A 26,422-nucleotide genomic window follows, 5' to 3' on the forward strand; every position below is an offset into this window, starting at 1 on the left:
CGAGGTGGCGTATATTACGCTTTCCTCTTTCAGAGTCAAGCGTTTATTTTCGCTTTCGTCTGACTGACTACCGGGTTGTTAAGCCGCTTTCGAAGCCGCTTTGCCGTGTCAGTGGAGGCGCATTATAGGGAGTTCTCAGAGCCTGACAACCCCTAATTTGAAAAAACTTTCTGACCGCGCGTTTTTTAATCGTAACGCTTATTTTTGGCGCTGTTTGATGGCTTTTGGCAGGTCAGCAAGGCTATTAATGACCAAATCTGCCGCCGCCTCGCCCTCTTCCGTTACAGGTTTGCCAGTGCGTACCAGCACTTTAGTCCCAACCATAGCTGCGGCGGCGGCCTGCATATCTTCAATTTTGTCGCCAACCATATAAGAAGAAGCCATATCGATGTGCAGGAAGTCACGTGCAGAAATCAGCATACCCGGCTGCGGCTTACGGCAATCACAATTCTGACGAAACTCTTCCACGCTTCCTTCCGGGTGATGAGGGCAATAATAGATGCCATCGAGATCCACACCGCGGTCCGCCAGCGACCAGTCCATCCACTCGGTCAGGTTCTCAAAATCTGCCTCGGTGAACATCCCGCGTGCGATGCCGGACTGGTTAGTTACCAGCACCAGAGCAAAGCCCATCTCTTTTAATTCGCGCATTGCCTCTATAGCACCATCAATAAACTCGAATCGGTCAACTTCATATACATAGCCATGATCGACATTAATGGTGCCATCGCGGTCGAGAAAAATAGCGGGTACGGACTGTGCCACTGGAGAACTCCTGATACGGATTAATTGCGGCTAGTATCGCATGATTTAGTAATAAGGAGAGAACAGTCCTTCACTCCCTGATTGATTTAGACGTCTGGATGCCTTAACATCCATATCGATTACGGTAACTTTGGTTACTGGTAGCAGAAAATTCCACGGCTATTACCTATACGATAATAAATAACTCAATGATTAAACTTTCAAATATCACCAAGGTGTTCCAGCAGGGCAACCGCAGCATACAGGCATTAAACAATGTCAGTCTGCATGTGCCTGCCGGGCAAATTTATGGCGTGATTGGCGCGTCCGGTGCGGGGAAAAGCACCCTCATCCGCTGTGTAAACCTGCTTGAGCGTCCGACTCAGGGTTCAGTTCTGGTTGATGGCCAGGACCTGACAACGCTTTCCGAAACCCAGTTAACTAAAGCCCGTCGCCAGATTGGCATGATCTTCCAGCACTTTAATCTGCTCTCTTCGCGTACCGTATTCGGCAACGTTGCTTTGCCGCTTGAGCTGGACAATACGCCAAAAGAAGAGATTAAACGCCGCGTTACCGAACTGCTGGATTTAGTTGGCCTCAGTGAAAAACACGATGCCTGGCCTGCAAACCTTTCCGGTGGTCAGAAACAGCGCGTGGCGATTGCCCGTGCACTGGCAAGCAATCCAAAAGTGCTGTTGTGCGACGAAGCCACCAGCGCGCTGGATCCCGCCACAACCCGCTCTATTCTGGAGCTGCTGAAAGACATTAATCGTCGCCTGGGGCTGACTATTCTGCTCATCACCCACGAGATGGATGTCGTAAAACGCATTTGTGACTGCGTGGCCGTTATCAGCAACGGCGAGCTTATCGAGCAGGATACGGTGAGCGAAGTGTTCTCCCATCCGAAAACGCCTCTGGCTCAGCAGTTTATCCAGTCCACTCTGCATCTCGACGTACCGGAAGATTACGCTCAGCGCCTGAGCGCAGAGAATAAAGAAAGCGCGGTACCTTTATTGCGCCTGGAGTTCACCGGCCAGTCGGTCGATGCCCCCCTTCTCTCTGAAACAGCACGTACCTTCAACGTGAACAGCAACATTATTAGCGCGCAGATGGATTATGCCGGCGGCGTGAAGTTCGGCATCATGCTGTGCGAAATGCACGGCGAGCCAAAAGATACGCAATCGGCTATTGCCTGGCTGCAGGAGCAACACGTGAAAGTAGAGGTGCTGGGTTATGTCTGAAGCAATGATTTGGTTACTGGCTCGCGGCGTGTATGAAACGTTAGCCATGACCTTTGTTTCCGGTTTCTTCGGGTTTGTGATTGGCCTGCCTGTCGGCGTGTTGCTGTACATCACTCGCCCCGGGCAAATCAGCGCTAACGCGAAGCTTTATAGCAGCCTCTCGGCGGTAGTTAACATCTTCCGTTCTATCCCGTTCATTATTCTGCTCGTCTGGATGATTCCTTTTACCCGCGTCATCGTAGGAACTTCTATCGGCCTGCAGGCGGCGATCGTTCCATTGACCGTTGGTGCAGCGCCGTTTATTGCCCGAATGGTCGAAAACGCCCTGCTGGAAATCCCAACCGGTCTGATTGAAGCTTCACGCGCGATGGGCGCCACGCCGCTGCAAATCATCCGCAAAGTGTTGCTGCCGGAAGCACTTCCGGGCCTGGTAAATGCCGCCACCATTACCCTTATTACCCTGGTAGGCTATTCTGCAATGGGCGGTGCCGTTGGTGCGGGTGGTCTGGGCCAGATTGGCTATCAGTACGGTTACATCGGCTACAACGCGACAGTAATGAATACCGTGCTGGTTCTGCTGGTCGTGCTGGTTTACTTAATTCAATTCTCTGGCGATCGTATCGTCAGGGCTGTTACACACAAATAAACACAACTGCATTCATACAAGGAAAAGGACATGGCTTTTAACTTTAAAACGTTCGCCGCGGTCGGCGCTCTGATTGGCTCTCTGGCCCTGGTGGGTTGCGGTCAGGAAGAAAAAGATCCAAACCACATTAAAGTCGGCGTGATTGCCGGTGCAGAACAGCAGGTTGCCGAAGTCGCTCAGAAAGTGGCTAAAGAGAAATATGGCCTCGACGTTGAGCTGGTGACCTTTACCGACTATGTGCTGCCAAACGAAGCGCTGAGCAAAGGCGACATCGACGTTAACGCCTTCCAGCACAAGCCTTATCTGGATCAGCAGATCAAAGATCGCGGTTATAAGCTGGTTTCCGTGGGCAATACTTTTGTTTACCCAATCGCCGGTTATTCCAAAAAAATCAAATCTCTGGATGAGCTGCAGCCGGGTTCTCAGGTAGCACTGCCAAACGACCCGACTAACCTCGGTCGCTCTCTGCTGCTGCTGCAGAAAGAAGGTCTGATTAAACTGAAAGACGGTGTTGGCCTGCTGCCAACCGTTCTGGATGTAACCGAGAACCCAAAAAATCTGAAGCTGGTTGAGCTGGAAGCACCGCAGCTGCCACGTTCTCTGGATGATGCTCAGATTGCTCTGGCGGTCATCAACACCACTTACGCCAGCCAGATTGGCCTGACGCCAGCGAAAGACGGCATCTTCGTTGAAGACAAAAACTCTCCTTATGTGAACCTGATCGTTTCTCGTGAAGACAACAAAGATGCAGAGAACGTGAAGAAATTCGTTCAGGCATACCAGTCTGACGAAGTGAACGAAGCGGCCAACAAAGTCTTTAACGGCGGCGCGGTTAAAGGCTGGTAAGTTTCCATTCTTCAGTTTTACGTAAATAATTAAAGGCGGGCGCAAGCCCGCCTTGTTATTTTGATTCGGGCTTGCTTCAATGTTCCCCGTTTTACATTCATTGAGGAAAAATTATGCGTGCTTTACCGATCTGTTTATTAGCATTCATGCTGAGCGGCTGTTCAATGCTAAGCAGATCCCCCGTAGAACCCGTTCAAAGCACGGCAGCTGCGCCGAAGACAGAAACCGAGAAACCTAAAGCACCTCGCCCTGCTCCGGTCAGAATCTACACCAACGCAGAAGACTTAGTGGGTAAACCGTTCCGTGATTTAGGTGAAGTCAGCGGAGAGTCTTGCCAGGCAAGCAATCAGGATTCGCCTCCGAATATCCCGACCGCACGCAAGCGCATGCAGATCAATGCTTCCAAAATGAAAGCCAATGCGGTTCTGCAGCACAGTTGTGATGTCACCACGGGTGCGCCAGGGTGCTATCGTCAGGCCATTTGCGTTGGATCTGCGCTACAAGTTTCGGCGCAATGACCGAATTCCAGTTTGCGCAAATTGGCGTAATTCGCTCTCCTTATAAAGAAAAGTTTGCCGTACCGCGTCAGCCAGGCTTAGTCAAAGATGGCGGCGGTGAACTGCGTCTGCTTGCGCCGTACAACCAGGCCGATGCCGTTCGCGGGCTGGAGGCTTTTAGTCACCTGTGGCTACTGTTTGTATTCCATCAAACGATGGAAGGCGGCTGGCGCCCAACGGTACGTCCTCCCCGGCTGGGGGGGAATGCCCGCATGGGCGTGTTTGCTACCCGCTCTACCTTCCGCCCCAATCCTATTGGCATGTCGCTGGTTGAACTGAAAAGCATTCATTGCCAGAAAGATGAAGTCATTTTGCAGCTTGGCAGCCTGGATTTGGTAGACGGTACGCCCATCGTGGATATCAAACCGTACCTGCCCTTCGCAGAAGCCGTACCGGATGCGCGTGCGGGCTATGCGCAACAGGCGCCTCAGGCAGAAATGAACGTGACCTTTACGCCCGAGGTTCAGCTACAGCTCGCCGGGCTGGAAGGCCGCTATCCGCATATTGCGCGTTTTATCTGCCAGGTACTTGCTCAGGACCCTCGTCCTGCTTATCGTAAAGGCGAGGATGTCGGGAAGACTTACGCTGTTCTGCTGCTGGACTTTAACGTCCGCTGGCGCGTCACAGAGCAAGGCTTTGAGGTGTTTGTGCTCGAAGCGAGTTAATTTAGCCCCCTCTCTTTTGACATCTCTGCCACACTGGTAAACTAAACCACTTTTTTTGAAGCAGGCCGCCCGTGGCCTGCGATCTGCCGTTCAAATGGAACCGTAACAACATGCGTACTAGCCAATATCTGCTCTCCACTCTGAAGGAGACACCTGCCGACGCTGAAGTAGTCAGCCACCAGCTGATGCTGCGCGCCGGGATGATCCGTAAGCTGGCCTCCGGTTTATACACCTGGCTGCCGACAGGTTTACGCGTCCTGAAGAAAGTCGAAAACATCGTGCGTGAAGAGATGAACAACGCCGGTGCTATCGAAATGTGCATGCCGGTGGTTCAGCCAGCCGACCTGTGGCAGGAGAGTGGACGTTGGGAGCAATACGGTCCGGAGTTACTGCGTTTTGTTGACCGTGGCGAACGTCCTTTCGTGCTGGGTCCAACTCACGAAGAAGTGATCACCGATCTGATTCGCAATGAGCTGAGCTCTTATAAGCAGCTGCCGCTGAATCTGTTCCAGATCCAGACCAAATTCCGTGATGAAGTGCGCCCACGTTTTGGCGTTATGCGTTCCCGCGAATTCCTGATGAAAGACGCCTACTCGTTCCATACGTCTCAGGAATCCCTGCAGGAAACCTATGACAAGATGTACGAGGCTTACAGCAAAATCTTCTCCCGCATGGGTCTGGATTTCCGCGCCGTGCAGGCGGACACCGGCTCCATCGGCGGCAGCGCCTCCCATGAGTTCCAGGTGCTGGCACAAAGCGGTGAAGATGATGTGATCTTCTCTGACAGCTCGGACTATGCGGCAAACATTGAGTTCGCTGAAGCCCTTGCGCCGGCAGCAGGCCGTGCAGCACCGACCGCTGAAATGAGCCAGATTGATACTCCGAATGCTAAAACCATCGCCGAGCTGGTAGAGCAGTTCAACCTGCCAATCGAGAAAACGGTTAAAACTCTGCTGGTGAAAGCGACCGAAGGTAGCGCTTATCCGCTGGTTGCTTTGCTGGTTCGTGGCGATCACGAGCTGAACGAAGTGAAAGCCGAGAAGCTGCCACAGGTAGCAAGCCCGCTGACGTTCGCCACCGAACAGGAAATTCGCGATATCGTGAAAGCTGGCCCTGGCTCCCTGGGTCCGATCAACCTGCCGGTTCCGGTTGTGATTGACCGCAGCGTAGCCGCTATGAGCGATTTCGCCGCTGGTGCAAACATCGACGGCAAGCACTTTGTCGGCATTAACTGGGAACGCGACGTTGCGCTGCCGGAAGTGGCTGACATTCGCAACGTTGTTGCCGGCGACCCGAGCCCGGATGGCAAAGGCACGTTGATGATCAAACGCGGCATCGAAGTGGGTCACATCTTCCAGCTAGGCACCAAGTACTCTGAGGCGTTGAAAGCTGCCGTTCAGGGCGAAGATGGCCGTAACCAGACGCTGACCATGGGCTGCTACGGTATCGGTGTTACCCGAGTGGTCGCCGCCGCCATTGAACAGAACTTTGATGACCGCGGTATTCTGTGGCCGGATGCTATCGCTCCGTTCCACGTTGCGATTCTGCCAATGAACATGCACAAGTCCTTCCGCGTGCAGCAGCTGGCTGAAGAGCTGTATACCACGCTGCGTGCGCAGGGTATCGACGTGCTGCTGGATGACCGTAAAGAGCGTCCAGGCGTGATGTTTGCCGATATGGAACTGATTGGTATTCCTCACACCATCGTTATCGGCGACCGTAATCTCGACAACGAAGAGATCGAATATAAACATCGCCGTGCCGGTGAAAAGCAGATGATCAAAACCAGCGAGATCGTTGATTTCCTGGTAAAGCAGATCAAAGGTTAATTTACCGCTGAGCATAAAAAAGCCCGTCCAAATGGACGGGCTTTTTCGTTTTAGTCGTTACAGTCTTTGCCGGGCTTAAACTTCGCCCCCTTGTCGGCCACCAGCGCTTTTTGCAGCTCTCCGCTATCAGGGGAGGCCTGCAGCGTAAAGTGCCCTTCTACCACCAGCAGAATTGGCGCATTGTTCTTACCGCGAGCTGCCGCATAGGCACGTTCCAGTTCGGCGTTATCCGCCACGGCAAAAGTTTTACCTGTAGCGCAGTCCTCAAATACAGCGGCGTCGGCCATGTATTGGTACTTACCTTTCATCGGCATTGGCGTTGACGGCAGCTTCGCATCAACCGCTTTCAGCGTGTAGTTGAACTGCGATTCAATCGAGTTGCCTTCGCGGTCCAGCATCACCAGGCTGTCGCCCTTTGGATGGAAGTACTGCTTCTCGCCTTCGCTGTCGGTCAAGACCAGCTTATCGGCGGTACGCGCCCATTTACCGTAGCTGGCAAACGAGGCTCCCTTCCCCTGATAAGTCTGGTTCATCACCCAGGTACCGTCCTTTTCGAGGAACAGCGAGGTTTCAATCCCTTCACAGTCTGCGCAAGGTACTACGCCGCGATAGCTCTGCTGCATCGGTTTCAGTTCCGCCGCCTGAGCAGGGATCAGGGTTTGCGTTTCCGTACGATTATTACAGCCAAATAGCGTGAACAGGCTTAGCGCTGCCAGCGCCGCCAGAAGACTCTTCTTCATGCTTTATTCCTTATGCCATTGTCCCAACTTCGCCGCTACTCCGGATGGCGGCGAACTTTGCCGCGCAGTGCTTTGGTCGTCGACTTCTGCGCCTTAGAGGTCAGACGTCGCTCTTTAGAAGCTCGCGTCGGCTTTGTCGCGCGACGGCTCTTCTGCACTACGGTGAGTTCTTGTATCAGTGAAACCAGGCGAGCCACCGCCGCTTCACGGTTCATCTCCTGGCTTCGATATTCCTGGGCTTTGATCACCACGACGCCTTCAGGCGTGATCAAATGGTGACTTACTGCCAGCAGACGTATCTTATACGACTCGGGCAGGCTAGAGGCAGGGATATCAAAGCGCAAATGAATAGCCGTTGAGGTTTTATTCACATGCTGCCCGCCTGCACCCTGGGCGCGAATCGCGGTAATCGTGACTTCATTGTCCGGGATAGAAACCGTTCGCGACACTGAAATCATTGCTGCAGCCAGGCCGTAAAGTGGATTTCCAGATTATTCTCGCTATCAGACAGCCAAATCGCACCGTCCTGGATAGTCGCCTGCAGGTTCATGGTGCGCGTGCCAAATTCGCTTAGCTTCGCCAGCTGTACGTCATCCAGATACCAGATAGACAGGTTTTTAAACTGGCTCAGGCGGTTCTGGTTCTGCTGCCACCAAATTTCCGCCGCCCGACTATTATAGGTAAACAACGCTACCTCGGCCGACTGGCTGCAGGCTTTTTTCACCCGACGCTCTTCCGGCAGCCCAAGTTCTACCCACAGATCAATGCCGAGGTGATCGTTTTTACGCCAGATTTCCGGCTCGTCTTCCGCGCTAAGGCCGCGGGTAAACTCCAGACGCTCATCCGCATATTTGATCCACGCCAGCAGGCGCAACATCATGCGTTCCTGCGTTTCCGAAGGGTGGCGCGCCAGCGTCAGGCTGCTGTCCAGAAACCGATTACGATCGAGATCGGCCACATTTACCGTCGCCTTATAAATTGTCGCTTTTAACGCCATCACACTTCTCCATACACAATTGCGCGCTATTGTAGCGAAATAACATACTCGCGGCTCGAAGTATGACGGGTATATTTGCGTGGCTGATATCGGTTACATTGCTGTGGTATAGTCACCTTGCTAAACAGAGTTTATCTTCGTAGGCTTAGACTTGACCCCACGAATAGGTCTGAAGTCGGGACTCTGAGAGGAGGGTATGTGGAAAAGTATTGTGAATTGGTTCGGCAACGCTACGCGGAAATTGCCAGCGGTGATTTAGGCTACATTCCTGATGCCTTAGGATGCGTATTGAAGGCTCTGAACGAAGTCGCCTCCAGCGAGGCCGTCTCGGAGTCGGTCAGGGAACAGGCGGCTTATGCTGCCGCGAACTTACTGGTGAGCGATTATGTCAATGAATGATGCGTATCAACCCATCAACTGTGATGATTATGACAATCTCGAGCTCGCCTGCCAGCATCACTTGTTACTGACGCTGGAGTTAAAAGACGGAGAGATTTTCAAGGCCAAAGCGAGCGATCTGGTTTCTCGTAAAAACGTCGAATACCTGATTGTCGATGATGCCGGCGCTACGCGAGAGTTACGCCTCGATAAAATTAACAGCTTCAGCCACCCCGAAATTGGCACTATCGTGGTCAGCGTCGAATAACTGTTGTCACCGCATATAACACAAAACGGGCAGCCAGGTTGGTTGCCCGTTTTGTTTACGGCTTCATTGAGGCGTAGTACGCCGCCAAGTTGCTGATATCTTCGTCCGAAAGCCCGCTGACGTAAGCCTTCATGATTTCTGCCTGCCCACCGCTCCGCTCCCCTTTTTTGTAAGCCTGAAGCGAGTGTTCGAGATAGGCTTCGCTCTGCCCACCGATGTTTGGATAGAGCGGGGCAGACGCTTTCCCACTCATGCCATGGCAGGCGACACAGGTCATGGCCTTTGCTTCCCCGGCTTGTGCATCTCCTTTAGCGAGAGCGGGTAAACTACAGGCCATTAGCCCAAGCAGCAGTACGATTTTTTTCATTGCTCAACTCCCTTTTGCCAGTCTATATGCCAGCATGACTGTTCCGTGGCCTGCCCCTCGCGGGTGACAAAAATGCCTGGCGCAGCAATAAGCTGTTCGCCATAAAACAGCAGCGGCGTGGTATCTCGCTCCCACGGAGGAATACGCAGTTCCTGCCAGATTTTTTTCAGCGTCCGCCCTTTATCCCGGCCGACGATATGCAGCAAACCTGAAGCCTTAAAACGCAGACTAACGATTTCACCGTCTGCTGGCGCACGTACCGCCATTCCCTTACCGCTGAGAGAAACCATTCCCAGCCCTGGAAGATGCAGCGGGCGATAAGGCGCAGGCCATAAATAGCTTTTATCCCGATCGACGTTGAGCAGCGGAACCCAATACAGCTCCCCCTGAAAACGCCTGATTTCATGCTCCCCCAGGCGAAGGCGAGGATTGGCATCTTCCCGGCTTAAGGCAACTTCCTGCCATAAACGCAGCAGAGAAGCTCTGGACGGCATCGCGGCACGATGAAACGCCAACCAGCGTCGCACCAATGCAAATCGTCTGGCCTCGCTCATCGTCAACATCGGTTCAAGGCGCAGCGCACCCTGCTCTGACATTAACGTATCCAGTTGTTCCGCCAACAACTCGTCAAGGAGCTGCTCCTGCTCGCCGCACAGCTCAGCGCTGCGGGCAACGCTACGGGAAAAGTGTGGCCATCGCTGCTGCAAAAGGGGAACAACCCTCAGGCGCAGGAAATTCCGGTCGTATTTATCATCCTGGTTGCTTTCGTCTTCAATCCAGCAGAGCCGGTAAGCGTGAGCCCACTCTTCAAGCTGTGAGCGAGATGTTGTCAGCAAAGGACGCAATAATGAGGTATCGCCAAAGGGCAAGATAGCGGGCATCGACGCCAGTCCGGCCGGGCCGCTTCCACGCTTAAGCGCCAGCAGGAAGGTCTCGCACTGATCGTCCAGATGCTGCGCCGTGAGCAAAACTTCTCCGGCGAGGAGCGAATCCGATAACGCCTGATAGCGAGCCGCTCTCGCCTCCCCTTCAATCCCCTGCCCACCGGCAGGAAGCTGCACATGAGCCACATCAAAAGGCACACGCCATGCCGCACAAAGCGCCCGGCAATGTTCTACCCAGCTATCTGCCCTTGGGCTTAGTCCGTGGTGGATATGCATCGCTCTGATATTAAGTTCAGGCTGAACAGTATCGCGCAGGGTCACCAGTTGATGCAGCATAACGGTCGAGTCCAGCCCGCCGCTGAACGCCACCAGCAGCTGGCGATGAGGATGCAGGAAGGACTGAAGTTCGCGGATAGTCATAGTTCGTCGTTACGAAGGGTTTGCCCGGCAAATTACCGGGCATTCGCGACGCTGGCAAGGTTTACTGCTGATAAAGTTCCAGCGGCAAACCGTCAGGATCGCTGAAGAAAGTGAAGCTTTTGTTGGTCAGGGGATCGATGCGAATCGGTTCGCATTTTACGCCATGGCTTTCCAGGTGCGTTATCGCCTGCTCGATGTTATCCACGCTGAAGGCCAGATGACGAAGTCCGCAGGCCTCCGGGCGGCTCGGGCGCGCTGGCGGGAACGGGAAAGAGAACAGCTCAATCACATACTGGCCGTTCAACGCCAGATCGCCTTTCCAGGAATCTCGCTCTTTGCGGTAAACTTCCGACTCAAGCGTGAACTCCAGTACATCGCAATAGAATTGCTTACTGCGTTCGTAGTCCGACGCGATAATCGCGACGTGATGAATTTGCTTTAAACCCAGCATAAAATCTCCTTAGTCACTGCAGGGAAGGTAATCATCGCTTCCCTGCAAAGCAAGCTCTCAGGCCTCTTTTAGGACTCGTACTCTGTAGATCCCATCCTCACCGAGTTTTGCACCATGAATATCGGTTTCGAAGCCGGGATAGTGCTCTCCAACCGAGCAAAGCATCAGCAGAAAGTCGAGCACCGCGCGGCTCTCTTTGGTGATAACCTCTCCCGGCATTACCACCGGAACGCCCGGCGGATAAGGCAGGATCATGTTGGCTGATACTCTCCCCAAAAGCTCTTCAATCTCCACCGTTTCTACGTTGCCTTTGACCTGCTGCTGATAGGCTTCGTGCGGCGTCATGCGCATTTCCGGCAGGACGTCAAAAGCGCGCAGCATCAGATCCGGCAGGTTATGCTGCTTGATGAGCTTGTGGATCCCCTGCGCCAGCGTCTGAATACGCATATTGCGATAAAAGTCAGGATCTTCCGCGTACAGATCCGGCAGCATATTCTTCACCCGCAGATTAAGATCGTAAGAGCGCTTAAACTCCGTCAACCCACGCAGCAGGCTTAGCGCTTTTGTCTTATCAATGCCGATGCTGAACAGGAACAGCAGGTTATACGGACCGGTTTTCTCTACCACGACGCCGCGCTCATCGAGAAACTTGGCCACCAGCGCCGCCGGGATCCCCTCTTCCGCCATCTCCCCCAGCTCGCTCATGCCCGGTGTCAGGATGGTCACTTTGATCGGATCGAGATACATATGATCCGCATCGGCATCCCGGAAGCCGTGCCAGTCTTCTTCGCCTGGCGCAATAGGCCAGCACTCTGCCTCGTCAACATGATCGGGCTGCCAGATGTCGAAGAACCAGTCTTCTGATTCTTCACGCAGGCGCTGCACTTCCCGGCGGAAATGCAAAGCTCGCTCTACGGAACGGTTGATCAGCCTTTTACCGGGATTGCCGCGCATCATCGCCGCCGCGGTTTCAATGGAGGCCACCAGCGGGTAGCTCGGGGAAGTTGTGGTATGCATCATGTAGGCTTCGTTAAAGGTATCTTCATCGTAGTCACCTTTAATATGAATCATCGAAGCCTGTGAGAAAGCCGCCAGCAGCTTATGAGTCGACTGGGTTTCATAGATAACCTTGCCCGGAACCCTGTCGCCACTCATGCCGCTTTTTCCCTGATAAATCGGGTGGAAATTGGTATAGGGCACCCACGCTGAATCAAAATGAATCGACGGCACATCCAGCGTTTTTTTGATGAAGTCGGTGTTATACAACAGCCCGTCGTAGGTCGAGTTGGTGATAACCGCGTGTACCGGCCACTGTGCATTCGGGGTTTCAGCGACCTTATTCTCGATATTTTCTCGAGTGAACTCGCGCTGTGGGATCCCCCCCAGAATACCCAGCGCGTTACGCGTAGGCTTCAGCCAGATCGGCACCAGGTTAGTCATCATCAGCAAATGGGTCAGTGACTTATGGCAGTTACGATCGACCAGTATTGTGCTGCCCGACGGCGCGGCGTACATACCAACAATTTTGTTGGATGTCGAAGTGCCGTTGGTCACCATATAGCTTTGCTCGGCGCCAAAAGTGCGGGCGATATACTCTTCTGCCTCCAGGTGAGGGCCGGTATGGTCAAGCAGTGAGCCCAGCTCCGTCACCGAAATAGAGACGTCGGCCTTCAGCGTGTTACCGCCGAAGAAGTCGTAAAACAGACAACCGACCGGGCTTTTTTGGTAGGCGGTACCGGCCATATGCCCTGGCGTACAGAAGGTATATTTCCCCTCTTTCACATAGGTGAACAGCGCTTTGGTCAGCGGCGGCGTAATCGTATCCAGGTACTCGTCGGTGTACTGGCGAATACGCAGGGCGATGTCGTCGGCCGCGCTAAGCGCGTACTCGAAGAACCACAGCGCCATGCGCATTTCATTCACGCTAACGTCCAAAGAAGAGTGGGTATTGATGAATGCATACAGCGGCAGATCTTCATTTAGCAGGTTGATTTCGCTGCACAAGTCGAGGCTGTATTCGTCCCAGTCAAAAACAACGCCACAAATGCGCGGGTTGTGCTCGATCAGCTTAAGCAAGTCGGTACTGTTGGTCGGGTAGATGAGCTGAAAGCCGTGCAGTTCCAGCGCGCGATGAAGTTCCTTGATGGGCTCGTCTTTGTAGAAAACGCCGTGCGGCCCCATGATCGCAATGGTATTCAATGTTCACCTCCTGGAAAAAGACTGTGCTAAGCATAGCGTAATGTGATTTTCCATGAAGCTATAAATGCAAAAAGGGCCGGAAAATCCGACCCTTATCGTTATTCAACACCCTAAAATCAGGCGTAGCCGTAGCTCATCAGACGCTGGTAGCGACGGTTTAACAGCTCGTCTTTATTCAGCACATCGAGATCGGCCAGATCGGCCAGCAGCTGTGCACGCAGGGAAGCAGCCATCACTTCCGGGTTGCGGTGCGCGCCGCCCAGCGGCTCGGGGATCACGGTATCAATAAGCTTCAGCTCTTTCAGACGCGGAGCAACAATGCCCATTGCTTCTGCGGCCAGCGGAGCTTTATCGGCGCTTTTCCACAGAATGGACGCGCAGCCTTCTGGAGAGATAACGGAATAGGTGCTGTACTGCAGCATATTCACTTTGTCGCCCACGCCAATCGCCAGCGCGCCGCCGGAGCCACCTTCACCGATAACGGTACAGATGACCGGCACCTTCAGGCGGGACATTTCACGCAGGTTACGGGCAATCGCTTCAGACTGACCACGCTCTTCGGCGCCAACGCCCGGATAAGCTCCCGGCGTGTCGATGAAGGTGATGATCGGCATGTTAAAGCGTTCAGCCATTTCCATCAGGCGCAGCGCTTTGCGGTAGCCTTCCGGGGCCGGCATCCCGAAGTTACGACGGATTTTCTCTTTGGTTTCACGCCCTTTCTGATGACCAATGATCATCACCGGACGGCCTTCCAGACGAGCGATACCCCCGACAATGGCTTTATCGTCGGCATAGGCACGGTCACCCGCCAGTTCGTCAAACTCATCAAAAGCCAGACGAACGTAATCCAGGGTGTACGGACGCTGCGGATGGCGCGCCAGCTGCGCTATCTGCCATGCGCCTAAATCAGCGAAGATCTTGCGGGTCAGCTCAACGCTTTTCTCGCGCAGACGCTGCACTTCTTCGTCCAGATTAATATCCAGTTTTTCATCCTGGCGGCTAACGGCCGTCAGGGAATCGATTTTCGCTTCCAGCTCTGCAATCGGCTGTTCGAAATCAAGGAAATTCAGACTCATAATATTCCTGTTTTAGTCAAACTCCAGTTCCACCTGCTCCGAACCAATCAGCGTTCGCAAATCGTTAAGTAAACGATCGCTAGGGGAAACACGCCATGTCGCACCGAAGCGCAACCGGGCTCGTGCATCCACCCTCTGATAGTAGAGATGTACTGGAATTGTCCCCGAACGATGGGGTTCCAGAGACTGACGGAGACGGTTTAAAAGCTGGTCATCAATTTGCCTGTCCGTCAGCGAGATAGCAAGCCCACGCGCGTACTTTTCACGGGCTTCGTCGATGTCCATCAGCTCGCGGGCCGTCATTTTAAGCCCTCCGCTGAAGTCATCAAAGCTGACCTGTCCGCTGACGATCAGGATACGGTCTTTTTCCAGCAGATGCTGGTATTTTTCTAGTGCATCTGTGAATAACATCACTTCCAGACGACCAGAGCGGTCATCCAGCGTACAGATGCCGATGCGATTACCTCGCTTGGTGACCATCACCCGCGAAGCAATCACCAGACCCGCAGCCGTGGTCATTTTACCACGTTCTGTCGGGTGCATCTCTTTCAGGCGCATGCCACCGACATAGCGCTCAATTTCTTTCAGGTACTGGTTAATCGGGTGGCCGGTAAGATACAGCCCAAGCGTTTCACGCTCCCCTTCCAGCACCACATGATCCGGCCATGGGGTCACGCTGGCGTAGGATTTTTCGACCTGCTCTGGCTCTTCTGCCAGTACGCCGAACATATCCGCCTGGCCGATGGCTTCCGCTTTCGCGTGCTGGTCGGCCGCTTTCAGCGCATCACCTAAAGCGTTCATCAGTGCGGCACGGTGCGGCCCAAGCCGGTCGAATGCCCCGGACATAATGAGTTTTTCCAGCACCCTGCGATTCAGCTTTTTGATATCGGAGCGAGCACATAAATCAAAGAGATCGAGGAAGTGCCCGCCCTGATTTCGCGCCTCGATAATGGCTTCAATAGGGCCTTCGCCCACGCCTTTGATCGCGCCGATACCGTAAACAATTTCCCCGTCATCGTTAACGTGGAAATGATAAAGACCAGAGTTAATGTCCGGCGACAGAACTTTCAGCCCCATGCGCCAGCACTCATCCACCAGGCCAACCACTTTCTCGGTATTATCCATATCGGCGGTCATTACGGCCGCCATAAATTCTGCCGGATAGTGCGCCTTCAGCCACAGCGTCTGGTAAGAAACCAAAGCATAGGCGGCGGAGTGAGATTTGTTAAAGCCGTACCCGGCAAATTTCTCCACCAGGTCAAAGATTTTCATCGACAGCTCGCCGTCGACGCCGTTATTTATCGCGCCCTCTTCAAAGGTGCCGCGCTGCTTGGCCATTTCTTCCGGTTTCTTTTTACCCATCGCACGGCGCAGCATGTCCGCGCCGCCAAGGGTATAACCAGAAAGTACCTGGGCAATCTGCATAACCTGTTCCTGATACAGGATGATGCCGTAGGTTGGCTCCAGTACCGGTTTCAGGCTTTCGTGCTGCCATTCCACGTCCGGATAAGAAATCGCTTCGCGCCCGTGCTTACGGTCGATGAAGTTATCTACCATCCCTGACTGCAGCGGGCCCGGGCGGAACAGGGCCACGAGGGCAATCATATCTTCGAAGCAGTCAGGCTGCAGACGCTTAATCAGGTCCTTCATGCCGCGCGATTCAAGCTGGAAGACCGCAGTGGTTTCCGAGCGCTGCAGCATGTCGAAGCTTTTCTTGTCCTCGAGCGGGATGGCGGCGATATCAATCGGCTCCAGCCCCTGTTTTGCCCGACGCGGGTTGATCATTTTCAGCGCCCAGTCGATGATCGTCAGCGTACGCAGCCCCAGGAAGTCAAACTTCACCAGGCCGGCATATTCAACGTCGTTTTTATCAAACTGGGTAACAGGGTGCTGCCCCTGATCGTCACAATAAAGCGGCGCAAAATCAGTAATTTTGGTCGGCGCAATAACCACGCCACCGGCGTGTTTCCCGGCATTGCGCGTAACGCCTTCCAGCTTGCGCGCCATGTCGATCAGCGCTTTAACCTCTTCGTCAGCTTCGTAGATCTCCGGCAGTTGAGGCTCGGCCTCGAAGGCTTTCGCCAGCGTCATACCGGGATCGGGAGGAACCAGCTTGGAGATACGATCGACAAAGCCGTATGGGTGGCCGAGCACGCGGCCTACGTCACGAATAACCGCTTTCGCCGCCATCGTACCGAAGGTAATGATCTGCGAAACGGCTTCACGGCCATACATTTCCGATACGTGGTCGATAACCTGGTCACGTTTTTCCATGCAGAAATCGACGTCGAAGTCCGGCATCGAAACACGTTCCGGGTTAAGGAAACGTTCGAACAGCAGGTCAAATTCAAGCGGATCGAGATCGGTGATTTTCAGCGCATAGGCCACCAGCGACCCCGCACCGGAACCACGCCCCGGTCCCACAGGCACGCCGTTATCCTTGGACCACTGGATAAATTCCATCACGATCAGGAAGTAGCCGGGGAACCCCATCTGGTTAATAACCTGCAGCTCGATGTCCAGACGCTCGTCGTATTCAGGGCGTTTTTGGGCTCGCTCGTCAGGATCCGGGAACAGGAACTCAAGACGCTCCTCCAGCCCTTCTTTGGATTTCATGACCAGGAAATCTTCGGTGGTCATTTCACCGGTAGGGAACTGCGGCAGGAAGTATTCGCCAAGGCGCACGGTAACGTTGCAGCGTTTTGCGATTTCGACGCTGTTTTCCAGCGCTTCCGGAATATCCGAGAACAGCTCGCACATCTCTTCTTCGCTACGCATATATTGCTGAGCGGAGTAATTGCGCGGGCGCTTAGGATCGTCCAGCGTGAAGCCGTCGTGGATAGCTACGCGGATTTCATGCGCGTCAAAGTCGCCAGCGTCGATAAAACGGACGTCATTGGTTGCCACCACCGGCAGGCCGCGTTCGTCAGCCAGCGCTACGGCGGCGTGGAGATAGTTCTCTTCGTCCACTCGACCGGTACGAATCAATTCCAGATAGAAGCGATCGGCAAAATGCTGCTGCCAGAATTCCAGGCACTGATCGACCAGCGGCTGATTCCCACGAAGCAGGCTTTTACCAATATCTCCCATGCGCCCGCCGGACAGCAGGATCAGACCTTCATTTAGCTCAACCAGCCATTCACGGTCAATTATTGGGCCCGCGGCGCCGTAGCCACGCTGATAGGCACGAGAAATCAGTAAGGTAAGATTTTGGTAACCTTCGTTGTTCGCGGCCAGCACCGTCAAATGACTCAGTTCGTCACCCAACAGCTCGTTAGCCACGTTGAAGTCTGCGCCGATGATAGGCTTAATGCCGGCACCATGGCCGGAACCATAGAATTTCACCAGCCCGCAAAGGTTGGTGAAATCGGTGATAGCGAGAGCAGGCATGCCCAGCGCCGCGGCTTTTTTTACCAGCGGTCCGGTTTTAGCCAGCCCATCAATCATGGAATAGTCGCTGTGCACCCGAAGGTGAATGAAACGTGGTTCAGCCATCTCTCACCAATTACTCTGTATCAGCTACTCGCGCTCAGGACACCAGCCCAAGCACGCGTTTGACGGGACCGAAGCTGCGGCGATGATGCTCGGTGGCGCCATGCTCGGCCAGCTTTTCGAGATGAAAAGCGGTTGGATAGCCCTTGTGTTGGGCAAAACCGTATTGCGGGAAGCTAAGATCCAGCTCGGCCATTTCACGATCGCGCGTGACCTTGGCAAGTATTGACGCCGCGCTGATTTCTGCAACCCGGCTGTCGCCTTTTACCACCGCCAGCGACGGCACAGGCAGCGCAGGGCAACGGTTTCCATCGATCAGCACGTATTCCGGCACCACGCTCAAGCCTGCGACAGCACGCTGCATTGCCAGCATGGTGGCATGCAGGATATTGATTTTATCGATCTCTTCCGGCTCGGCGCGGCCCAGACTCCAGCTCAGCGCTTTCTCAATTATCTCGTCATACAGCGCCAGGCGACGCTTCTCTGATAGTTTTTTTGAATCTGCCAGGCCCACGATCGGCCTTGCCGGATCGAGGATCACCGCAGCGGTAACGACTGCGCCAACCAAAGGCCCGCGGCCCACTTCATCAACGCCTGCAACGAGATGCGTATGCGGGTAAACGAATTCGATCATTGAGCCAGCTCCAGCACGGCGTCCGCCGCCTGTTGGTCCGCGTTGCAACGGATCTGCTGATGCAACGCCCGGAAGGTATCGTGCATTTGATGACTGACCGCGCCGTCTTCCAGCAGTGGCTCCAGCGCACAGGCAAGCCCGATAGGCTCACACTCGTTTTGCAGCAGTTCTTTAACCAGCTCACGCCCTGCCAGCAGATTAGGCAGGGAAACATAGTCAGTTTTCACCAGGCGCTTCGCCAGCCAGAAGGTAAACGGCTTCATGCGATAGCCTACGACCATCGGGCATTTCGCCAGCATACATTCAAGCGCCGCCGTACCGGAGGCCAGAAGCGCTGCGTCGCTGGCAATCATCGCTTCACGTGCTTTTCCATCAAGCAGATGGACGTGTAGCTCTGGGGCAATCTCGGCCTTAATTTTTTCAAACTGCTCGCGACGTTTTGCATTCACCAGCGGCACGACAACTTCCAGCGCAGGCCAGCGCTTACGCAGTAATTGAGCGGTTCTCAGGAAGTCCGCGCTGAGCATTTCGACCTCAGCGCCGCGGCTGCCGGGCAGCAGCGCCAGGCATTTTGCATCAGGCGCAATACCTAACGTTGCGCGAGCGGCATTTTTATCCGGATCCAGCGGCATGGCATCTGCCATGGTGTGCCCGATGAAGCGACACGGGACGTTAAACCGGTCGTAAAACGCTTTTTCGAAAGGCAGAAAAGCCAGCACCAGATCGGTCGATCTGCCAATTTTGAAAACGCGTTTTTGTCGCCATGCCCAAACGGACGGGCTGACGTAGTGGATCGTGCGGATCCCCTGCTTCTTGAGGTTGCCTTCGAGGGTAATGTTGAAATCCGGCGCATCGATGCCGACGAACACGTCCGGCTGCAGCTCGGTGAAGCGCTTTGTGAGGTCACTGCGGATGTGAAGCAGGCGGCGTAAACGGCCCAGCACTTCAACAATGCCCATGACCGCAAGCTCTTCCATCTCATACCAGGTTTCACAACCTTCGGCCTGCATGAGCGGCCCGGCTACGCCAACAAAGCGAGCATCAGGCACGCGGGCTTTAAGTTCGCGGATGAGACCGGCACCAAGAATATCGCCGGAAGTTTCTCCGGCGACCAGGGCAATCGTGAGGGGACGACCAGGCTTCATTTAGCGAATCAAACCACGCGTGGAGCGCGCAAAGAATTCAACAAATGCGTTCACTTCCGGATGCTGAGCTGCAATTTCAGCAATTTCCGGCTTCGCCTCTTCAAGCGTTTTGCCGCTGCGATAGAGGATCTTGTAGGCGTTACGAATAGCGTGCAGCGCCTCTTTGCTGAAACCGCGACGCTTCAGGCCTTCGATGTTCACGCCAAACGGTGTCGCATGGTTGCCCTGAGCGATAACGTAAGGTGGAACGTCCTGCGCGACGCCGGAACAGCCGCCAACCATAACGTGAGCACCGATGATGCAGAACTGATGCACCGCGGTCATCCCACCAATGATGGCGTGATCCCCAATTTGTACGTGACCTGCGAGCGTTGCGTTGTTCGCGAGGATAACGCGATCGCCAACCCGACAATCATGCGCAATATGCGCATTGATCATCAGCAGGTTATCGCTACCCACCTTCGTCAATCCCTCGTCTTGTACCGTTCCGCGATGGATGGTGACGCTTTCGCGAATGCGGTTGCGATCGCCAATTTCCACACGAGTCGGCTCACCCGCATATTTCAGATCCTGGTTAACTTCACCGATAGACGCGAACTGGTAAATCTCGTTATCACGGCCAATTTTAGTATGGCCGTTTACGACAACATGGGATTTCAGTACCGTACCTTCGCCGATTTCAACGTTTGGACCTACGAGACAAAACGGGCCAATGTGGACGTTAGGGCCGATAACGGCACCCTCTTCCACGATAGCGGTTGGATGAATAAAGGCGGACTTATCAATCACGTATTAGGCCTCCCGGCTGCGTGCGCACATCATGGTTGCTTCGCAGACAATTTTTCCGTCAACGGTCGCAACGCCTTTGAAACGCGTCAGACCACGACGAGTTTTCTCAAAGGTGACTTCCATAACCATCTGATCGCCTGGCACGACCGGGCGCTTGAAGCGCGCTTCATCGATACCAGCAAAATAGTACAGTTCACCAGGCTCAAGTTTACCCACGCTTTTAAACGCCAGAATACCGGTAGCCTGCGCCATGGCTTCCAGAATCAGCACGCCAGGGAAAATTGGCTTGCCCGGGAAGTGGCCCTGGAAAAACGGCTCATTTACAGAGACATTTTTTACTGCGCGCAGAAAACGACCTTCTTCAAAATCCAGCACGCGGTCAACCAGCAAGAACGGATAACGGTGCGGCAGAAGCTCTAAAATCTCTTCAATGTGCAGAGTATGAGTGTCAGTTGTCAAAATACTCTTCCTGTCTAAATATTCTAAATGACAATAATAACACGGCCTGCGGCTATCAAAGAAAGCCAGCAGGCCGCAAATCAAAACGCGCGTCTCACGCTCCAACCCTTATGGCCGGAAGCACGGCAGCGCAGGGAGCAGGCGACGATCAGTCTTGTTGATTGACCTTACGTTCGATGGTTTTTAAGCGTTTGCTCATCTCATCGATATTCATCACCAGGGCAGCGGTTTTACGCCACGCTTTATTAGGCTGCAGTGGGATCCCCGAGGAGTAAACCCCTGGTTCGGTGATCGGGCGCATTACCATGCCCATACCGGTCACGGTCACCTTGTCACAGATTTCCATATGGCCGTTGATCACGCTGGCACCACCAATCATGCAATAACGGCCAATTTTCAGGCTGCCTGCCATGATAACGCCACCCGCAACCGCAGTATTGTCGCCAATCACAACGTTATGTGCAATCTGGCACTGGTTATCAATGATAACACCATTGCCGATAATCGTGTCATCCAGTGCACCGCGGTCGATAGTTGTGCAGGCGCCAATCTCAACGCGATCGCCAATAATCACCCGGCCCAGCTGAGGAATTTTCACCCAGTTACCGCGATCGTTGGCATAACCGAAGCCGTCAGAACCAATCACAGTGCTGGACTGAATCAGGCATTGAGCGCCGATTTCGATGTTGTGATAGATGGAGACATTCGCCCATAAACGGCTGCCAGCGCCGATTTTGGTATTTTTGCCTACGAAACAGCCTGCGCCAATAACCACGTTATCGCCAAGCTCAACGCCCGATTCGATAACGGCATTCGCGCCGACGGAAACATTATTACCCAGCTTAGCCGTCGCATCGATCGCCGCGCTGGGTGCGATATCACTTGCAGGCTGAGGCGTGGTATCAAGAATTTGTGCCATGCGGGCATAGGTCAGGTAGGGATTCTTCACTACCAGCGCCGCACTTTTGGCGTAAGGGAGGTCGGCTTCGGTCATGACGACGGCAGAAGCCTGGCAGACTGCCAGATGTTCACGATAACGAGGATTAACCATGAACGTGATGTGGCCAGACTGAGCAGTTTGCATAGATGCAACGCCGGTGATGACGAGATCGCCATCACCGTGCAATTCTGCATCCAACTGCTGGGCTAATTCAGCCAGTCGAATTGAAGACATTACTTATTTAACCTGTTTCAGTACGTCTGCAGTGATGTCTTTCACGTCGTTACCTGCGTAAGCAACGGTGTTTGCATCCAGAACAACATCATAACCTTTGTCATCTGCAACTTTCTTCACAGCGGCCTGGATACGAGTAACCAGTTTGCTGCGCTCTTCGTTGGAACGACGGTTGCGATCCTGCTCAAAAGCCTGTGCTTTTTCGGAGAACGACTGACGTTGAGCCATCACGTCTTTTTCCATTTTGCTGCGATCTGAAGCTTTCATGGTTGAACCATCGCGCTGCAGGCGTTGCATTTTGGATTGCAGATCGTTTTCCATCCCCTGCAGTTCGCCGGCACGGCCTTTGAACTCATTTTCCAGGGTTTTAGAAACACCAGTGCTTTGTGCGACCTGTTGGAACAGGTTGCCCATGTTAACTACTGCGATGCTGGAGGCAGCCTGAGCGCCGGCTGAAGCAACCATAGCAATCCCGAGACCTGCGGCAACTAACCACTTTTTCACAATAAACTCCTTACCATCCCATAGGTGTCCGAAGACACTGTTTTTTTGCGAACACCCGCGAACTGACTAAGCGGCTAACGGGTGCAACGCCTCACTGCTGTTGCGTTCCTTCGCGCAGAACAAATTACCAGGTTTTACCAATGTTAAACTGGAACTGTTCTGCCTTGTCTCCCTCATATTTCTTAAACGGCTGGGCATAAGAGAAGACCAGCGGCCCCAGAGGAGACATCCACTGCAATGCCAAACCTGCAGACATACGAATATTACCTGGCGTACTGTAATCAGGTATACCCGCAGCTCTGGTTTCGGCGGTATTTTCCCATTTGGTATCCCAAACGGTACCCGCGTCAACGAACAGGGAAGTTCGAACGGAGTTCGAGTACTTCTCGCTCAGGAACGGCGTCGGGGTAATCAGCTCAAAGCTGGCAACACCCATGGCGTTACCGCCCACCGCATCGTTAGAGTTACACACATTCCCGGTTGTACAGTTACGCTGGTTCGGCCCGAAGTAAGCCGCTTTAGGACCAATGTTGTTCGACTGGAACCCACGCACGGTGCTTGAACCACCGGCATAGAAGTTCTCGTAGAACGGAAGTTCTTTGCCACCCAGACCATCACCGTAACCCCAACGGGTACGGCCCAACATGACCCATGTATGATCGTCGTTGATCGGGAAGTAAGTCGCCGTATCTAACGTCACTTTATAGAACTCGTTATCAGAGCCTGGAACGGTGACTTTACCATTCAGGTTAACGCGAGAACCATCCGTCGGGAAATAACCGCGGTCGAGGTTGTTGTATGTCCAACCATAGTTCAGAGTGAAGTCATCCGCCGAGAAACTGTTGTCACTGGCGTTCATATTCGGGTGCTGACCCACAGAATCCAGGTAACGCCACATTGCTATCTGAGGCTGCATATTCGACAGATCGTTATGCACATAGCCCAGGCCGAGACGCAGCGTGTTGTATTCGTTTACCGGGAAGCCCAGCGTGGTATCTAAACCGTAGCTTTTGTTGGTGTAGTCGGACAGGTCCGCATCATCAGCTTTAAAGTCGTTATAGAAGATACGACCGCCGAGGCTAACGCCATCAACCGTAAAGTACGGATCGGTCGCCGACAGTTCCGCGTAGGTCTGGTAGTCGTTTTTGGTTCCGCTGATACCGACAGAGTAACCCGTACCCAGCCAGTTATCCTGCTGAACGCCAACCTGGAAGCTCACGCCACTTTCAGTACCGTAGCCAACACCGAAGTTGAAGCTACCGGTGTTGCGCTCTTTAACCTTGTAGACGACGTCAACCTGATCCGGGCTGCCCGACACGCGCTGGGTATCCACATCGACGGTCTCGAAGTAGCCCAGACGGTTCAGACGCTCTTTACCGGCATCAACCAGGTTGCTACCCAGCCAGGCCCCTTCCATCTGGCGCATTTCGCGACGCAGAACAGAATCTTTACTGGTGTCGTTACCTTCGAAGCGGATCTTACGCACGTAGTAACGGTTACCGGAGTCGACGTTAACGTGCAGCTTCACGGTTTTGTCAGCGTCATTAATTTCTGGCTGGGTCTGTACGCGCGGATACGCATAGCCATAACGGCCCAGCAGTTTCTTAATGTCGTCTTCCATTTTGGTGACTTTGGTGCCGTTATACAGCTCACCCGGCTTCATTTTGGTCAGGCTTTCAATTTCTGCTGAATGCCCTGCCAGATTGCCTTTCACATCCACGCCGGCAATCTTGTACTGATCGCCTTCAGTGATGTTAATCGTCACGTAAATGCTTTTCTTGTCCGGCGTCAGGCTAACCTGCGTGGAATCAATATTGAAACGCGCATAGCCACGGTCCAGATAGTAGCTACGCAGGGTTTCAAGGTCACCCGCCAGCTTCTGTTTCTGGTATTTACGGTCACCCACAACGTTCCACCACGGCACTTCATCACGCAGCTGGAAGCGAGAGATCAGTTCATCCGTGGTAAACGCATGGTTGCCCACGATGTTGATCTGCTGGATTTTCGCAGAGACGCCTTCCTGGAATACCAGCTTGAGGTCAACGCGGTTACGCGGCAGCGGCGTGACGACAGCTTTAACGCTGGCGCTGTATTTACCGACGCTGTAGTAGAAATCTTCCAGCCCTTTCTCGATGTCGCCCAGGGTCGTACGATCGAGGGATTCACCCACACGCACGCCGGAGGCTTCGAGGTTCTGCTTGAGCATGTCATCTTTCACCGACTTGTTGCCGGAGAAGGTGATGCTGGCAATTGTCGGGCGCTCTTTGACCTGCACCAGCAGCGAGTTGCCATCACGCAGAACCCGCACATCTTCAAAGTTGCCGGTGGCAAACAGTGAGCGGATTGTATTACTGATATCCTCGTCAGAGACAGTGTCGCCTACGCGCACTGGCATACTGAGGAGGGCCGCACCGACGGCGACTCGCTGCAGGCCTTCGAAATGAATGTCTTTCACCACGAACCCGTCTGCACCGTATACGGTGGCGCTGCTAAACAGCAGCGACGCTATGAGGAGCTTTTTCATCGCCATCGTTGTTATGCGTTCTTCCTAACCTAATTCTCTCTATAAACGAGAGAAATCATTGAAAAGTGCAAGCCCCATTAATAGCACCAGCAAGATAGAGCCAATGCGATAACTGAAGTCCTGAACTCGCTCGGAAACCGGTGTGCCTTTCAGTTTCTCAACCGCCAAAAAGAGCAGGTGCCCGCCGTCAAGGACGGGGAGTGGAAACAGATTAATAATCCCTAAGTTGACGCTGATAAGCGCCAGGAACATCAGGAAGTAAATTAAACCATATTCCGCCGACATACCTGCACCTTGAGCTATGGAGATTGGCCCACTGAGGTTGTTCAGTTTTACATCACCGGTTATTAATTTCCCCAGCATGTTGACCGTCAGCTTCATCAGTTGCCAGGTTTTATCCGTGGCTTCTGCTACAGCGGTGAACGGCCCATACTGACGCACTGTTTTGTACTCATCAGGCAGCGGGATAATTTTAGGTATCACCCCTGCAAACCCTTCAGCCTTCGCTTTACCCGGTTTTGTATCCGGTATCAGCGTCAAAGACAAGGGGCTACCCTGTCTTTCAATCTCTACAGCCAGCGCCTGCCCTGGATTATCACGAACCAGGTTAACAAACGTGCTCCACTGAAGGAGCGGCTGACCGTTGACTTTAACGATCCTGTCCCCGGCTTGCAAACCGGCCTTACTTGCCGCTGACTGAGGCTGGACTTCATCCAGTACGTTTTCAATCTGCGGACCACGAGGCCTGAAGCCAAGTGATGTTACCGGATCCTGCTTATCAGGCTCAAACTGCCAGTGGCTCAAATCGAGAGTCACATCCCGAGTTTGGTTCGTCCCAAACGGCGCATAAGAGACTCGGGCGCTCGCGTCGCCAATCTTACCGATTAAAGCTAAACGAACAGCATCCCAATCAGGCGTTTCGATGCCATCTATCGCTTTTAGTTCCATCCCGGCGCTAATTTGTGCTTCGGCAGCGATAGAGTTGGGGGTTATTTCACCGATCACCGGGCGCAGGCTAGGGATGCCAATGATAAACACGAGCCAGTAGGCAAAGATAGCGAAGATGAAGTTAGCGACAGGCCCGGCGGCAATGATAGCCGCCCTCTGTGAAACCGTTTTGTTGTTGAACGCCGCATGGCGCATTTCCGGTAACACCGGTTCAACGCGCTCATCCAGCATTTTGACGTAGCCGCCCAGCGGGATTAGCGCAATAACAAACTCGGTTCCCTGGCGGTCGGTACGACGCCATAGCGCCTTACCAAACCCGATGGAGAAGCGTTCCACACGAACGCCACAGCGGCGAGCAACCCAAAAATGGCCAAACTCATGCACGGTAATTAAAACACCCAGTGCAACGATAAACGCAGCCAAATTCCAGAGTATGCTCAGCATA

Annotated in this window: 26 protein-coding genes; 8 read left to right on the forward strand and 18 right to left on the reverse strand. The window is 53.7% G+C overall.

What is annotated here, in order from left to right:
• Positions 1-198: 198 nt before the first annotated feature.
• Positions 199-765 carry a D-glycero-beta-D-manno-heptose 1,7-bisphosphate 7-phosphatase gene (gmhB, locus tag HX778_RS04410; protein WP_038475392.1) on the reverse strand — a complete coding sequence of 189 codons (567 nt, stop codon included), beginning with the start codon at positions 763-765 and terminating at the stop codon, positions 199-201.
• A gap of 188 nt (positions 766-953) precedes the next feature.
• Between gmhB and metN the strand changes: the two genes are divergently transcribed.
• The 6 genes from metN to proS all read left to right on the forward strand — a co-directional run bounded on the left by metN (position 954) and on the right by proS (position 6,528).
• A complete protein-coding gene (gene metN / locus HX778_RS04415) occupies positions 954-1,985 on the forward strand; it encodes a methionine ABC transporter ATP-binding protein MetN (protein ID WP_038475394.1) in 1,032 nt (343 codons plus the stop codon).
• Complete coding sequence (locus HX778_RS04420) at positions 1,978-2,631, forward strand: methionine ABC transporter permease MetI (protein ID WP_038475396.1); 654 nt, start codon at positions 1,978-1,980, stop codon at positions 2,629-2,631. The genes metN and HX778_RS04420 overlap by 8 nt, the downstream gene beginning before the upstream one ends.
• Before the next feature lie 30 nt (positions 2,632-2,661).
• Positions 2,662-3,477: a methionine ABC transporter substrate-binding lipoprotein MetQ gene (gene metQ, locus HX778_RS04425; RefSeq protein ID WP_038475398.1), complete on the forward strand. Its 816-nt coding sequence runs from the start codon at positions 2,662-2,664 to the stop codon at positions 3,475-3,477.
• 113 nt (positions 3,478-3,590) lie between these two features.
• Positions 3,591-3,995: an Rcs stress response system protein RcsF gene (gene rcsF, locus HX778_RS04430; RefSeq protein ID WP_038475400.1), complete on the forward strand. Its 405-nt coding sequence runs from the start codon at positions 3,591-3,593 to the stop codon at positions 3,993-3,995.
• Complete coding sequence (gene tsaA / locus HX778_RS04435; RefSeq protein WP_176981383.1) at positions 3,992-4,699, forward strand: tRNA (N6-threonylcarbamoyladenosine(37)-N6)-methyltransferase TrmO; 708 nt, start codon at positions 3,992-3,994, stop codon at positions 4,697-4,699. The genes rcsF and tsaA overlap by 4 nt, the downstream gene beginning before the upstream one ends.
• Positions 4,700-4,809: 110 nt before the next feature.
• Complete coding sequence (proS, locus tag HX778_RS04440; protein ID WP_038482937.1) at positions 4,810-6,528, forward strand: proline--tRNA ligase; 1,719 nt, start codon at positions 4,810-4,812, stop codon at positions 6,526-6,528.
• 50 nt (positions 6,529-6,578) lie between these two features.
• Here the strand turns inward: proS and nlpE are convergent, their stop codons facing one another.
• Genes nlpE through HX778_RS04455 form a run of 3 tightly spaced genes read right to left on the reverse strand, consistent with a single transcriptional unit; the run spans position 6,579 to position 8,265 of the window.
• A complete protein-coding gene (gene nlpE, locus HX778_RS04445; RefSeq protein WP_038475405.1) occupies positions 6,579-7,268 on the reverse strand; it encodes an envelope stress response activation lipoprotein NlpE in 690 nt (229 codons plus the stop codon).
• Positions 7,269-7,303: 35 nt separating this feature from the next.
• Positions 7,304-7,726 (reverse strand): alternative ribosome rescue aminoacyl-tRNA hydrolase ArfB, encoded by a 423-nt coding sequence (gene arfB / locus HX778_RS04450; RefSeq protein WP_038475407.1) that lies wholly within the window; start codon positions 7,724-7,726, stop codon positions 7,304-7,306.
• Entirely contained in the window at positions 7,723-8,265 is a 543-nt protein-coding gene (locus HX778_RS04455; protein ID WP_038475409.1) for a YaeQ family protein, read from the reverse strand. Before HX778_RS04455 ends, arfB begins: the two co-directional genes overlap by 4 nt.
• 198 nt (positions 8,266-8,463) lie before the next feature.
• Between HX778_RS04455 and HX778_RS04460 the strand changes: the two genes are divergently transcribed.
• On the forward strand, positions 8,464-8,664 hold the full coding sequence (locus HX778_RS04460; RefSeq protein WP_008456963.1) for a YaeP family protein: 201 nt from the start codon (positions 8,464-8,466) through the stop codon (positions 8,662-8,664).
• Positions 8,651-8,911 (forward strand): Rho-binding antiterminator, encoded by a 261-nt coding sequence (rof, locus tag HX778_RS04465; RefSeq protein WP_126357486.1) that lies wholly within the window; start codon positions 8,651-8,653, stop codon positions 8,909-8,911. Before HX778_RS04460 ends, rof begins: the two co-directional genes overlap by 14 nt.
• A gap of 55 nt (positions 8,912-8,966) precedes the next feature.
• On the opposite strand, the gene HX778_RS04470 is transcribed toward rof, so the two are convergent.
• The 14 genes from HX778_RS04470 to rseP form a co-directional block, all read right to left on the reverse strand.
• Positions 8,967-9,278, reverse strand: coding sequence for a cytochrome c (locus tag HX778_RS04470; protein WP_176981384.1), 312 nt, complete (start codon positions 9,276-9,278; stop codon positions 8,967-8,969).
• Positions 9,275-10,582 carry a tRNA lysidine(34) synthetase TilS gene (gene tilS / locus HX778_RS04475; RefSeq protein ID WP_176981385.1) on the reverse strand — a complete coding sequence of 436 codons (1,308 nt, stop codon included), beginning with the start codon at positions 10,580-10,582 and terminating at the stop codon, positions 9,275-9,277. The genes HX778_RS04470 and tilS overlap by 4 nt, the downstream gene beginning before the upstream one ends.
• Positions 10,583-10,643: 61 nt before the next feature.
• Entirely contained in the window at positions 10,644-11,033 is a 390-nt protein-coding gene (locus HX778_RS04480) for a VOC family protein (protein WP_038475416.1), read from the reverse strand.
• Between the two features lie 57 nt (positions 11,034-11,090).
• Complete coding sequence (locus HX778_RS04485) at positions 11,091-13,232, reverse strand: lysine decarboxylase LdcC (protein WP_176981386.1); 2,142 nt, start codon at positions 13,230-13,232, stop codon at positions 11,091-11,093.
• A 116-nt stretch (positions 13,233-13,348) separates the two neighbouring features.
• On the reverse strand, positions 13,349-14,308 hold the full coding sequence (gene accA, locus HX778_RS04490; RefSeq protein WP_038475420.1) for an acetyl-CoA carboxylase carboxyl transferase subunit alpha: 960 nt from the start codon (positions 14,306-14,308) through the stop codon (positions 13,349-13,351).
• A gap of 12 nt (positions 14,309-14,320) precedes the next feature.
• On the reverse strand, positions 14,321-17,803 hold the full coding sequence (dnaE, locus tag HX778_RS04495) for a DNA polymerase III subunit alpha (RefSeq protein WP_038475422.1): 3,483 nt from the start codon (positions 17,801-17,803) through the stop codon (positions 14,321-14,323).
• 34 nt (positions 17,804-17,837) lie between these two features.
• Positions 17,838-18,434: a ribonuclease HII gene (rnhB, locus tag HX778_RS04500; protein WP_038475424.1), complete on the reverse strand. Its 597-nt coding sequence runs from the start codon at positions 18,432-18,434 to the stop codon at positions 17,838-17,840.
• Positions 18,431-19,579 carry a lipid-A-disaccharide synthase gene (gene lpxB / locus HX778_RS04505; protein WP_038475426.1) on the reverse strand — a complete coding sequence of 383 codons (1,149 nt, stop codon included), beginning with the start codon at positions 19,577-19,579 and terminating at the stop codon, positions 18,431-18,433. The genes rnhB and lpxB overlap by 4 nt, the downstream gene beginning before the upstream one ends.
• Complete coding sequence (gene lpxA / locus HX778_RS04510) at positions 19,580-20,368, reverse strand: acyl-ACP--UDP-N-acetylglucosamine O-acyltransferase (RefSeq protein ID WP_176981387.1); 789 nt, start codon at positions 20,366-20,368, stop codon at positions 19,580-19,582.
• 3 nt (positions 20,369-20,371) lie between these two features.
• Positions 20,372-20,827: a 3-hydroxyacyl-ACP dehydratase FabZ gene (fabZ, locus tag HX778_RS04515; RefSeq protein ID WP_016534975.1), complete on the reverse strand. Its 456-nt coding sequence runs from the start codon at positions 20,825-20,827 to the stop codon at positions 20,372-20,374.
• A 148-nt stretch (positions 20,828-20,975) separates the two neighbouring features.
• Entirely contained in the window at positions 20,976-22,001 is a 1,026-nt protein-coding gene (gene lpxD, locus HX778_RS04520) for a UDP-3-O-(3-hydroxymyristoyl)glucosamine N-acyltransferase (RefSeq protein WP_176981388.1), read from the reverse strand.
• A gap of 3 nt (positions 22,002-22,004) precedes the next feature.
• On the reverse strand, positions 22,005-22,505 hold the full coding sequence (skp, locus tag HX778_RS04525) for a molecular chaperone Skp (protein WP_038475434.1): 501 nt from the start codon (positions 22,503-22,505) through the stop codon (positions 22,005-22,007).
• A gap of 124 nt (positions 22,506-22,629) precedes the next feature.
• On the reverse strand, positions 22,630-25,035 hold the full coding sequence (bamA, locus tag HX778_RS04530) for an outer membrane protein assembly factor BamA (RefSeq protein WP_038475436.1): 2,406 nt from the start codon (positions 25,033-25,035) through the stop codon (positions 22,630-22,632).
• Between the two features lie 33 nt (positions 25,036-25,068).
• Positions 25,069-26,421 carry a sigma E protease regulator RseP gene (rseP, locus tag HX778_RS04535; protein WP_038475440.1) on the reverse strand — a complete coding sequence of 451 codons (1,353 nt, stop codon included), beginning with the start codon at positions 26,419-26,421 and terminating at the stop codon, positions 25,069-25,071.
• Position 26,422 lies beyond the last annotated feature (1 nt).

The organism is Cedecea sp. P7760 (assembly GCF_013386425.1).
Lineage (GTDB): Bacteria > Pseudomonadota > Gammaproteobacteria > Enterobacterales > Enterobacteriaceae > Cedecea > Cedecea selenatireducens.

What these genes read in the sequence shown, in the direction of transcription:
- metN (WP_038475394.1), top strand. Translation starts at nt 954, where the DNA reads ATGATTAAACTTTCAAATATCACCAAGGTGTTCCAGCAGGGCAACCGC.
- HX778_RS04420 (WP_038475396.1), top strand. Translation starts at nt 1,978, where the DNA reads ATGTCTGAAGCAATGATTTGGTTACTGGCTCGCGGCGTGTATGAAACG.
- metQ (WP_038475398.1), top strand. Translation starts at nt 2,662, where the DNA reads ATGGCTTTTAACTTTAAAACGTTCGCCGCGGTCGGCGCTCTGATTGGC.
- rcsF (WP_038475400.1), top strand. Translation starts at nt 3,591, where the DNA reads ATGCGTGCTTTACCGATCTGTTTATTAGCATTCATGCTGAGCGGCTGT.
- tsaA (WP_176981383.1), top strand. Translation starts at nt 3,992, where the DNA reads ATGACCGAATTCCAGTTTGCGCAAATTGGCGTAATTCGCTCTCCTTAT.
- proS (WP_038482937.1), top strand. Translation starts at nt 4,810, where the DNA reads ATGCGTACTAGCCAATATCTGCTCTCCACTCTGAAGGAGACACCTGCC.
- nlpE (WP_038475405.1), bottom strand. Translation starts at nt 7,268, where the DNA reads ATGAAGAAGAGTCTTCTGGCGGCGCTGGCAGCGCTAAGCCTGTTCACG.
- arfB (WP_038475407.1), bottom strand. Translation starts at nt 7,726, where the DNA reads ATGATTTCAGTGTCGCGAACGGTTTCTATCCCGGACAATGAAGTCACG.
- HX778_RS04455 (WP_038475409.1), bottom strand. Translation starts at nt 8,265, where the DNA reads ATGGCGTTAAAAGCGACAATTTATAAGGCGACGGTAAATGTGGCCGAT.
- rof (WP_126357486.1), top strand. Translation starts at nt 8,651, where the DNA reads ATGTCAATGAATGATGCGTATCAACCCATCAACTGTGATGATTATGAC.
- HX778_RS04470 (WP_176981384.1), bottom strand. Translation starts at nt 9,278, where the DNA reads ATGAAAAAAATCGTACTGCTGCTTGGGCTAATGGCCTGTAGTTTACCC.
- tilS (WP_176981385.1), bottom strand. Translation starts at nt 10,582, where the DNA reads ATGACTATCCGCGAACTTCAGTCCTTCCTGCATCCTCATCGCCAGCTG.
- HX778_RS04480 (WP_038475416.1), bottom strand. Translation starts at nt 11,033, where the DNA reads ATGCTGGGTTTAAAGCAAATTCATCACGTCGCGATTATCGCGTCGGAC.
- accA (WP_038475420.1), bottom strand. Translation starts at nt 14,308, where the DNA reads ATGAGTCTGAATTTCCTTGATTTCGAACAGCCGATTGCAGAGCTGGAA.
- dnaE (WP_038475422.1), bottom strand. Translation starts at nt 17,803, where the DNA reads ATGGCTGAACCACGTTTCATTCACCTTCGGGTGCACAGCGACTATTCC.
- rnhB (WP_038475424.1), bottom strand. Translation starts at nt 18,434, where the DNA reads ATGATCGAATTCGTTTACCCGCATACGCATCTCGTTGCAGGCGTTGAT.
- lpxB (WP_038475426.1), bottom strand. Translation starts at nt 19,579, where the DNA reads ATGAAGCCTGGTCGTCCCCTCACGATTGCCCTGGTCGCCGGAGAAACT.
- lpxD (WP_176981388.1), bottom strand. Translation starts at nt 22,001, where the DNA reads ATGTCTTCAATTCGACTGGCTGAATTAGCCCAGCAGTTGGATGCAGAA.
- bamA (WP_038475436.1), bottom strand. Translation starts at nt 25,035, where the DNA reads ATGGCGATGAAAAAGCTCCTCATAGCGTCGCTGCTGTTTAGCAGCGCC.
- rseP (WP_038475440.1), bottom strand. Translation starts at nt 26,421, where the DNA reads ATGCTGAGCATACTCTGGAATTTGGCTGCGTTTATCGTTGCACTGGGT.